Annotated in this window: 7 protein-coding genes; 6 read left to right on the forward strand and 1 reads right to left on the reverse strand. The window is 66.7% G+C overall.

Annotated features, from left to right (window positions below; genetic code table 11):
* From ABYB95_RS14840 to ABYB95_RS14865, 6 genes are all read left to right on the forward strand, one after another.
* Positions 1 to 387: aldolase/citrate lyase family protein (locus ABYB95_RS14840; RefSeq protein ID WP_372659345.1), on the forward strand; the 387-nt coding region annotated here is incomplete at its 5' end.
* Between the two features lie 23 nt (positions 388 to 410).
* A complete protein-coding gene (locus ABYB95_RS14845) occupies positions 411 to 1,223 on the forward strand; it encodes a class II aldolase/adducin family protein (protein WP_372659346.1) in 813 nt (270 codons plus the stop codon).
* Positions 1,220 to 2,248 carry a 2-dehydropantoate 2-reductase gene (locus ABYB95_RS14850; RefSeq protein WP_372659347.1) on the forward strand — a complete coding sequence of 343 codons (1,029 nt, stop codon included), beginning with the start codon at positions 1,220 to 1,222 and terminating at the stop codon, positions 2,246 to 2,248. The genes ABYB95_RS14845 and ABYB95_RS14850 overlap by 4 nt, the downstream gene beginning before the upstream one ends.
* A 42-nt stretch (positions 2,249 to 2,290) precedes the next feature.
* Positions 2,291 to 3,124, forward strand: a complete 834-nt coding sequence (locus tag ABYB95_RS14855; protein ID WP_372659348.1) for a LuxR C-terminal-related transcriptional regulator — start codon at positions 2,291 to 2,293, stop codon at positions 3,122 to 3,124.
* Between the two features lie 129 nt (positions 3,125 to 3,253).
* Positions 3,254 to 4,363 (forward strand): Rieske 2Fe-2S domain-containing protein, encoded by a 1,110-nt coding sequence (locus tag ABYB95_RS14860; protein ID WP_372659349.1) that lies wholly within the window; start codon positions 3,254 to 3,256, stop codon positions 4,361 to 4,363.
* A gap of 16 nt (positions 4,364 to 4,379) precedes the next feature.
* On the forward strand, positions 4,380 to 5,399 hold the full coding sequence (locus ABYB95_RS14865; RefSeq protein ID WP_372659350.1) for a TRAP transporter substrate-binding protein: 1,020 nt from the start codon (positions 4,380 to 4,382) through the stop codon (positions 5,397 to 5,399).
* A 34-nt stretch (positions 5,400 to 5,433) separates the two neighbouring features.
* On the opposite strand, the gene ABYB95_RS14870 is transcribed toward ABYB95_RS14865, so the two are convergent.
* The gene (locus ABYB95_RS14870; protein WP_372659351.1) at positions 5,434 to 6,054 is read right to left on the reverse strand and encodes a MarC family protein; all 621 of its coding nucleotides are present in this window, start codon (positions 6,052 to 6,054) and stop codon (positions 5,434 to 5,436) included.
* Positions 6,055 to 6,251: the final 197 nt, after the last annotated feature.

Raw genomic sequence — 6,251 nt, forward strand, 5'->3', positions numbered from 1 at the left:
AACGAGCAGGTCTGTCTGCTGGTGCAGGCCGAAACCCGCGAGTCGCTGGACCAGCTCGATGCCATCGCCGCCACGCCCGGTGTGGACGGTGTCTTCATCGGGCCGGCCGATTTGTCGGCCTCGCTCGGTCACGTGGGCAACCCCGGCCACCCCGACGTGCAGGCCGCCATCGCCGACGCGATTGCACGCATCCTGCGCGCGGGCAAGGCGCCCGGCATTCTGAGCACCGACGAAACCCTGGCGCGGCACTACCTGGCGCAAGGCGCTGTGTTCGTGGCCGTGGGCCTGGACACCCAGGTGCTGGCGCGTCAGACCAGCGCGCTGGCCAACCGCTTCAAAGACCCGGCCCACGCCAGCCCCGAACCGTCTCGCGGCAGCGTCTACTGAAACCCGTTCCCAGGATCTCCACCATGACCACCCACCCGTTTTCCGACCACGCAGCGCCCACCCACATGCACCCCGACGAGTGGGCGGCCCGGCTGGAGCTGGCCCACTGCTACCGCGTGTTCGACCACCTGGGCTGGACCGAAATGATCTACAACCACATCACGCTGCGCCTGCCCGACAGCGTGGGTGTTACGGGCAAACAATTCCTCATCAATCCCTTTGGTCTGCACTACAGCGAAGTCACGCCGCAGAACCTGGTGAAGATCGATTTGAACGGCACCGTGCTCGACGGTTCGCCCCACCCGGTGAACCCGGCCGGGTTCACCGTGCACGCCGCGATCCACGCGGCCTTTGAGGGCGCGCACTGCGTCATGCACACCCACACCACCGCCGGTGTGGCCGTGGCTTGCCTGAAAGATGGTTTGCAACAAAGCAATTTCTACAGCGCCCAGTTGCACGACATGGTGGCCTACCACGACTTCGAAGGCATCACCATCCACGCCGACGAAACGCCGCGCTTGCTGGCCCACATCGGCGACAAACCCGCCGTGATTCTGCGCAACCATGGTCTGCTGGCCTGGGGTGCCACGGTGCCGCAGACCTTTGCGATTCTCTGGACGCTGCAGCGCGCCTGCGAGATACAGATGGCCACCTTCAGCATGGGCGGCGCCGTAGCGGCCATTCCCGTGCCCGAGGCCGTTGCTGCCCGTTGCACCCAGGACGCGCTGCAGTTCAACCCCAACCACGGCGCGGGCCGCGACGTGTTCGACGCCATGGTGCGCCTGAGCCAACGCGCCGCCGAGCGCAGCGCGGTTCGCGCAGGGGAGCGGGCATGAGCGCCGTGGCGTTGCGCCGCGTGGCGATTGTGGGTGCGGGCGCCATTGGCGGCTGGCTGGGCGTGAAGCTGGGGCTGGCCGGTTGCGAGGTGAGCGCCTTGGCGCGCGGTGACACGCTGCGCGCGCTGCAGGCCGACGGCTTGCACATGCACACCGGCGGTCAACACCTGCGGCTGCCGGTGCGCGCCGATGCCGATCCCGCTGCGCTGGGGCCGCAAGACCTGGTGGTGATCGCGGTGAAAGCGCCTTCCTTGGCCGCCTTGGCGCCCAGCCTGGCGCCCTTGATCGGCCCCGACACGGTGGTGCTCACCGCCATGAATGGTGTGCCCTGGTGGTTTCTCGATGGCTTTGGTGGAACCCTCGCTGGCCGCAGCTTGCAGGCGGTGGACCCGGGCGGTGCGATCGCACGGGCACTGCCGGCGCGACACGTCGTGGGCTGCGTGGTGCATGCGAGCTGTTCGCTGGATGGGCCCGGTGTGGTGCGGCACCACTTCGGCAACGGCCTCATCGTCGGCGAGCCGTCGGGTCAACCCAGCGAGCGCGTGCAGGCGCTGGCCGCGCTGCTGCAAGGCGCGGGCTTCAACGCCACCGTGTCGGCACAAATCCAGAAAGACATCTGGTACAAGCTCTGGGGCAATATGACCGTGAACCCGGTGAGCGCGCTCACCGGCGCCACCACCGACCGCATCCTGGGCGACGAACTGGTGCGCGGCTTTGTGTCGGCGGTGATGCTGGAAGCCAAGGCCATTGGCGCATACATCGGCATCCCGATCGACCAGCAACCCGAGGACCGTCACGCGGTCACCCTGAAGCTGGGCGCATTCAAGACCTCGATGCTGCAGGACGTGGAGGCGAAAAAGGCGGTGGAGTTGGACGCCCTGGTGTCTGCGGTGCGCGAACTCGGCCAACTGGCCGGTGTGGCCACGCCGTTCACCGATGCTTTGCTGGGCCTGTCGCGCCTGCAGGCGCAGACCCTGGGCCTGTACCCGGCGCCCGGTGCCGATGGGCGTGGCCCGATAGGGTAACTCCGCTGGCTGCGTCCGCTCCTGGCCACCAGAATGGTGCGCATGCCCGCTACCTGGTCTCTTGACGCCGCGCCACCTGGCCTGCACCTGCCCGGTCCGGCGGTGGCCGACTTGCTGGACGCGGCCACCGGGCGGGCCACCGCCTCGCGCATGCTGGCCTTCATCAACCGCCTGGTGCCGGTCGAATACCTGTCGCTGGTCGAGTTCCGCCACGATGTGCCCGAGCTGGTCGAGGGCAGTGCAGAGCATGCGCATGGGCGCGACGTGGTGGCCGAATGTTTCGCCATTTACCGGCGCAGCTATTTCCAGAGCGACGCGGTCATGCCCCTGGCCAACCGGGTGGGCGGCCAGCCGTCGAACCAGGTGGCGGCATTGCATTGCCATGCCAACGAACTGCCGGTGGCGGGTTGGCGCAACGACATCTATGTGCGAGAGCGCCTCACCGGGCGCTTGAGCCTGTTGCACGCGCCCGCGCCGGGCGCGGTGTTCGGCATCCATTTGTACCGGGACGAGCGCCAAGGCGTGTTCCAGCCCGCACACATCGAACAGCTGCTGGCGGTCGCACCCTTGTTGCGCCAGGTTCACCAAGCGGCCCTGCAAGCCGCCCCGCCCGCGCAAGACCGCGACAGCCGCTGCGCGCGCGCGTGGGCCGCGCTCGGTGTCCGCGTGCCCGCTCTGTCCCCGCGCGAGCGGGCGGTGTGCGCGCGCATCGCCTGCGGCATGAGCGCCGACGGCATCGCCGCCGATCTGGACATCGCGCCGTCCACCGTGCTGACCCTGAGAAAGCGCGCCTACTTGAAGCTCGGCGATGCCGGCTTGCCCACGAACCGCCTCGCACTGGCCCAGCTGGCCGCACTGCCGCTGCTCCCACACTGAGTGGCAAGCGCCCGGCTCGGCGGGCGTGCTGCCCCCGAACCGATTGACCTTGTCTGTCCCCTGCGAGGGGGACAGCACGTCTGCATGGCCCCAGCTAGCATGGGTTTTCCAAGCAAAGAGGATCGATCCATGTGGCTGCGCAACTGTTGGTATGTCATCGCCTGGGACCACGAAATTCCGGCACCCGAATCGGCGCAGTTGTTCACGCGCACGGTGCTGGGTGAGCCGGTGCTGGTGTACCGAACCAGCGATGGTGGCCTGGTCGCCATGGAGGACCGTTGCTGTCACCGGCACGCGCCGCTGTCCAAAGGCCGCCGCGAAGGCGACTGCGTGCGTTGTGGCTACCACGGGCTGAAGTTCGACCCGGCTGGTGTGTGTGTGGAGGCCCCGGGCATTCCGATCGTGCCCGCCAAAGCCCGCGTGCGCACCTACCCGGTGGTGCTGAAGAACCGCTGGGTCTTCGTGTGGATGGGCGATGCGGAGCAGGCCGACACCGCCTTGCTGCCCGACAACTTTTCATGCGACCACCCGGACTGGAAGCACCAGCCGGGCTATTTGCACTACGACACGCCCTATCTGCTGATCTGCGACAACCTGCTGGATTTTTCGCACCTGAGCTACGTGCACGAAAAAACCCTGGGCGGCTCCACCCAGATCGCACAAGCCAGACCCGAGATCGAACCCGTGGCCGGCCCCGGTGGCGACTGGCCGGTGATGGGCATACGCGTATCGCGCCAGGTGGCCGACGTGCCGCCGCCGCCGTTCTACCGCAAGTTCCGAGCGTTCGATACCAACCTGGACCGCTGGTTCATCTACGACTTTGTGTTGCCCGCCACCCTGCTCATGCACTCGGGCGGTCGGCCCACCGGCACGCAAGGGCAAGACAGCGGCCAAACCGTGCGCCTGCACAGCTGCCAGACGCTCACGCCCGAAACCGAAACCAGCACGCACTACTTTTTCCAGCAATCGCACCGTGCAGACGAAGGCGATGACAGCGTGACCGAGAGCATTTTCAACAGCCTGGTGGTGGCCTTCAACGAAGACCGCGACATGATCTCGGCCCAGCACCGCAACATCGCACTCAACCCGGATGTGCCCATGATGCCGCTGGCCATGGATGCCGCGCTGGTCCAGTTCCGCCGCTTGCTGGCGGGCCGCGTGCAGGCCGAACGCGCCGCCACCGGCGCATCCGATTTCCCCCCCGTTCTCAACGCCACCACGGCCACCAGCGCCACCTAAAACCAGGAGACCTTCCATGCACACGTTTTCACGCCGTCTGGCACAGACCACCCTCGTCACCGCGCTCGCCAGTGCCTCGTTTGCGCAGGCGCAAACCGTGCTCTCGGTGTCTACCTGGCTGCCCCAGACCCATGCCGCCAGCGTGGCCCAGAAAGACTGGTGCGACGCGGTCGAGAAAGAAACCCAGGGCAGTGTGAAGTGCAACATCTTGCCCAAAGCGGTATCGGCCCCGCCCGGCACCTTCGACGCCGTGCGCGACGGCCTGGCCGATGTGTCCTTCACGGTCGATGGCTACACCCCCGGACGCTTCATCAACACCCAGGTCGCGGAGTTCCCGTTTCTAGGCGACAGCTCCACCACCACATCGGTGGCCTACCAGCGCATTTACAGCAAATACTTTGCGCCCCTGGGCGAGCACCGGGGTGTGAAAGTGCTGGCGGTGTTCACACACGGGCCGGGCATCATCTTCACGGTGAAAGAGCCGGTGGCCTCGGCGGCCGACGTGGCCAAGCTGAAGTTCCGCATCGGCGGCGGCAACATCAACGAACTCGCCAAGGTCATGGGCTGGAACACCACGCTCAAACCCGCCACCGACTCGTTTGAACTCTTGTCCACCGGCGTCATGGACGGCACCTTCTTCCCCGACGAGTCGCTGCAATCCATGCGCTTGAGCATGGTGAAGTACGCCACCACCTTCCCCGGTGGCCTCTACAACACCAGCTTCGTCTTCATGATGAACGAGGCCAAATACAAAGCCCTCAAGCCCGAAGAGAAAGCCGCCGTGGACAAGGTGTCGGGCGAAGCGGCGGCGCGCCTGTTCGGTCAGGGTTGGGACCGGGTCGACGCCGCTTCGCGCGAGATCCAGCAAAAAACCGGCGTGACCCGCCAGCCCGCCAGCGAAGCTTTCATCAGCGAGGTCAAGCACAAGCAGGCCGCGCTGGAAGACAAATGGGTGGCCGCTGCCGAAGCCAAGGGCTTGAAGAACGCGCGCACCGTGCTGGCGGAGTTCCGCGCCGAAATCGCCAAGGTGAAATAAGCGTCCGCACCCGGCGGCGCGAAATCCGCCGCCGTCAGCGCCCCAAGGCCGGGAACAACTGAATCAGGCCAGTGGCCATCACCTCCACCGCCAGCGCTGCCAGGATCAGGCCCATCAGCCGTGTCATCACGTTGATGCCGGTCTGCCCGAGAAAGCGCGAGATGGGCTGGGCCAGGGTGAAACAGATGGCGGTGGCCAGCGCGATCACCACGCCGTAACCCACCAGCGCCGCGTGCTGGAGAAAGGTCTTGGCCTGGTCGGCATAAATCACCACCGTGGACATGGTGGCCGGGCCGGTGAGCAGCGGGATGGTGAGCGGCACCACGGCAATGGAGGCGCGCGCCGCCGCGTCTTCCACCTCGCCCGGCGTGACCTTGGATTCGGCGGGCTGGGCATTGAGCATGGACAGCGCGGACGACAACAGCAGCAAGCCGCCACCGACCTGGAAGCTCGCCAGCGAGATGCCGAAAAATTCCAGAATCTGCAAACCGATGAGGGCGCAGGTGGCGATCACCGCAAACGCGCTGAAGGCCGCCACCCATACCGTGCGGCGCCGTTGCTTGCCACTGAATCCTTGTGTGTAGTGGATGAAGAACGGAACAATCGCCAAAGGGTTGACGATGGCCAGCAGGGTGATGAGGGGCTTGAAGTCCATGCCCGGGATTGTGGGGCATGGTCACCGAGCGTGGGCCACCCGCGCAGCGGCGGAGCGTGGGGGAAGGTGACCGCAGCGAAGGGCCGCCCCGAGCAAGGTCAACCCCCTCGGGGGGCAGCGACCCGCGCAGCGGCGGAGCGTGGGGGAAGGCGACCGCAGCGAAGGGCCGCCCCCGAGCAAGGTCAACCCCCTCGGGG

The sequence above is a fragment of the Hydrogenophaga sp. genome, assembly GCF_041633695.1.
Taxonomy (GTDB): domain Bacteria; phylum Pseudomonadota; class Gammaproteobacteria; order Burkholderiales; family Burkholderiaceae_C; genus Hydrogenophaga.